The organism is Bacillus sp. P4_D3 (assembly GCF_056401855.1).
Genome location: NZ_JBFUIN010000464.1, coordinates 1 through 2,479 on the forward strand (window position 1 = coordinate 1; position 2,479 = coordinate 2,479).

The 2,479-nt window shown below is 32.9% G+C and carries 4 protein-coding genes; 2 read left to right on the forward strand and 2 right to left on the reverse strand.

Annotation, left to right across the window (positions count from 1 at the left end):
• The first annotated feature begins 264 nt into the window (after nucleotides 1-264).
• The gene (locus AC1DTM_RS22770; protein WP_016104167.1) at nucleotides 265-528 is read left to right on the forward strand and encodes a hypothetical protein; all 264 of its coding nucleotides are present in this window, start codon (nucleotides 265-267) and stop codon (nucleotides 526-528) included.
• A 41-nt stretch (nucleotides 529-569) separates the two neighbouring features.
• Here the strand turns inward: AC1DTM_RS22770 and prsA are convergent, their stop codons facing one another.
• Entirely contained in the window at nucleotides 570-1,427 is an 858-nt protein-coding gene (prsA, locus tag AC1DTM_RS22775) for a peptidylprolyl isomerase PrsA (protein ID WP_016104168.1), read from the reverse strand.
• A 131-nt stretch (nucleotides 1,428-1,558) separates the two neighbouring features.
• The gene (locus AC1DTM_RS22780) at nucleotides 1,559-1,690 is read right to left on the reverse strand and encodes a DUF3941 domain-containing protein (protein WP_001120851.1); all 132 of its coding nucleotides are present in this window, start codon (nucleotides 1,688-1,690) and stop codon (nucleotides 1,559-1,561) included.
• Nucleotides 1,691-1,790: 100 nt separating this feature from the next.
• On the opposite strand from AC1DTM_RS22780, the gene AC1DTM_RS22785 reads away from it, so the two are divergent.
• A partial coding sequence (locus AC1DTM_RS22785) for a YitT family protein (protein ID WP_477000947.1) occupies nucleotides 1,791-2,479 on the forward strand: 689 nt, incomplete at its 3' end.

Below are 2,479 nucleotides of genomic sequence, written 5' to 3' on the forward strand. Positions count from 1 at the left end.
TTTTGGATATATTTCCATTCTATCATATTTGAATAGAAAATATTGGATTCCCCTAAATTCACACCTGTCTCGTATATCTCCACAAATATACAAACTAGTTCCTTAACGTACAGGGAATAAATTGAAATGCGTCAATTTTATGTCTAAATGTACAGTTTTCTTTTTTGGGTATGGTGCCCCTAATAGCTTCAGTTGAATTTTGTATGCTTTTAGTTACAAGAGATTAAGAAAGAATAGATGAGATATTGAAACGGAGGTACGGAAGTGCAAGATAATGAACTGGAACAATTAATAAACCGTCGTTCCGTATTATCCTCCGAAAAAGAACGTGAAATATTAGCGACGGATTTAAATGATATATATGAGAGTAGTCAAAGGTTTGAAAAGTTGCTTGAGAGTATGGTGAACTTTCAGCAAAATAAAGATGACTTAATAGATATATTAATTGAAGTAGAGATAGAACTAGATCACATCAATTGGCATTATAAAAGTCTGAAGAAAAAGCTGAAAGTAGTAATGAAAGAATAAAAAGCACGACCTTATTTAAAAAAATAAGATCGTGCTTTATTTTAGTTCCCTTTCCCAAAAAGATGAGAAAATGTATCTTTCAAATCACTATCGTTTATTTTAATATCCGCCTTTTTTAATTCATCTTGTAATAATTTTTGACCGAAGGAAGGGTCGGTAATACGTTCTTCTTCTAAGTCTTTACGTATAGAGTCTTTCACTTCATCGTAAGGTTTTAAATCTTTTTTATCAGTTAGTTTAATAATGTGATAGCCGTTTGGTGATTTAACGGGATTGCTAATTTGGCCAGGTTTTAATTTGTAAGCAGCTTTTTCAAATTCAGGTGTCATTTTGCCTGCCCCGAAGTATCCGAGGTCTCCGCCATTATCTTTTGATAATATATCTTGAGACTCTTGTTTCGCTAATTCTTCAAATGAAGTGCCGGTATCTAATTTCTTCTTTATTTCTTTCGCTTCATTTTCGTCACTTACTAAAATATGACTAGCTTTAATTTCTGGTTTATAGTGGTCTTTCACATCTTTTTCTGTAACGCTTTGTTTAATCGCTTCATTTAATGAAAGTTTGAATCTAATTTGATTTTTGAAATCTTCTTCATCTTTTAAACGATTATTTTCTAGTGTTGCTTTGAATTGTTCTCCATATTGATCTTTTGCTTTTTCTACTTCTTTATCTACTGCATCATTAGATACTTTATATTTTTTAGTAATAACATCTTGTGCTACCATTTCGTATAGCATGTCTTTTCCATATCGATCTTTCAATTGTTTTTCGAAATCGCTCTTCGCAATGGTTGAGTTTGTTGTTGTAGCGATTGTGGCCGAGTCATTTTTTTGTCCGCAAGCAGATAGCATTAATATACTTATTAGTGCAGTGATAATGAATGTATTTTTTCCTTTCATGCTAACACCTCATCCGAATATGTTATCGCTATTGTAGAATATAGAAGTGAACATGAAGTGAATTTTTAATGTTTTTTCCCTGTAAAATGTAAAAAAAAGTACATCAACATTAACGTTGATGTACGATGTAATCAAAGGTGATCGGTTTTCTTAGAATATGCACGTTTCCCTTGCTGAATATTTTTTTGCTCTTGTTCATTTTTTTGAGTGCGCTTTGCATTATTGTCGCGTGCTTTTTTGTCGTTATCGCTCGTATGTGGCATATGTATCAACTCCATTTCTAAACGTTGTATGTTTATCATTTCCTTTTTCGTAAAGACTATGTATAGCGGTGCATTCATGAATACTAAAGGTGGATTAGAAATGGATTTGAAGCTGAATTATACTGAACTTATTAAGAAGTTAGTCGTTGTGATTATTGCAGGTTTATTAAATGCGATTGGGATGAATTTATTTTTAACACCAGCGAAAGTATATGCGAGTGGCTTTGCTGGATTGTCTCAATTATTATCGCAAGTATTAGGTGACTTTTTATCCATTCATATATCTACGGGTGTATTGTTTAGTTTATTTAATATTCCCGTCGTTATTTTAGCATGGAAAAAGGTTGGAAAGGCTTTTACGTTTTTTAGTTTTCTCTGTGTTATATTTATGACTTTGTTTTTAGAAATTATCCCAGTTAGAGCGGTTTCGAATGATATTATATTGAATGCGATTTTTGGTGGTATTATTTCCGCGATTGGGGTAGGAGTTGCTTTAAAGTGGGGTACTTCTACAGGTGGCCTAGATATTATCGCCATGATTTTATCAAAGATAAAAGATAAGCCTGTCGGCACGTATTTTTTCTTCTTYAATGCACTTATCATTATCGCTGCTGGCTATGTGTATGGATGGGAAAAAGCATTATATACTTTAGTCACTTTGTATATATCAACGAGAATTATTGATGCGATTCATACCCGTCATGTGAAGATTACGGCATTAATTGTTACAAAGAACGGGGTAGATGTGCGAAAAGCGATTCACTCTCGCTTAGTGAGAGGGATTACAAC